Raw genomic sequence first — 263 nt, 5'->3', positions numbered from 1 at the left:
AATTAATTAATAACAATAACCCGGCACTTAATACTGCGAACGAGAGAACTTTAAACAAAACCTTATTGAGACTTAGGCTTCTTTTGTTCTCATCTGACTCAGTGAACATAGCTTCAAAATCAGGATATTTCTGATCTAGATAGCTATTCAATCTGTAAAACTTGTTTTTAATCCAGTCCTTCATTGTTTATTCCATAATCCAAGATTTTTTTTCAGGCTTGAGCCCTAACAGCTTATTGAACACCGTTTTGGTGGTTTATAAC

At 33.5% G+C, this 263-nt stretch carries 1 protein-coding gene; it reads right to left on the bottom strand.

Features of this window, described 5'->3' with window-relative positions:
- Positions 1–184 (bottom strand): hypothetical protein (locus tag AAEY78_RS13620; RefSeq protein ID WP_352339870.1); only part of this gene is annotated, 184 nt, incomplete at its 3' end.
- Between the last annotated feature and the right edge of the window lie 79 nt (positions 185–263).

The sequence above is a fragment of the Psychrobacter sp. 16-MNA-CIBAN-0192 genome (assembly GCF_040309565.1).
GTDB lineage: Bacteria > Pseudomonadota > Gammaproteobacteria > Pseudomonadales > Moraxellaceae > Psychrobacter.
This window is presented reverse-complemented; position numbering and strand designations above follow the sequence as displayed.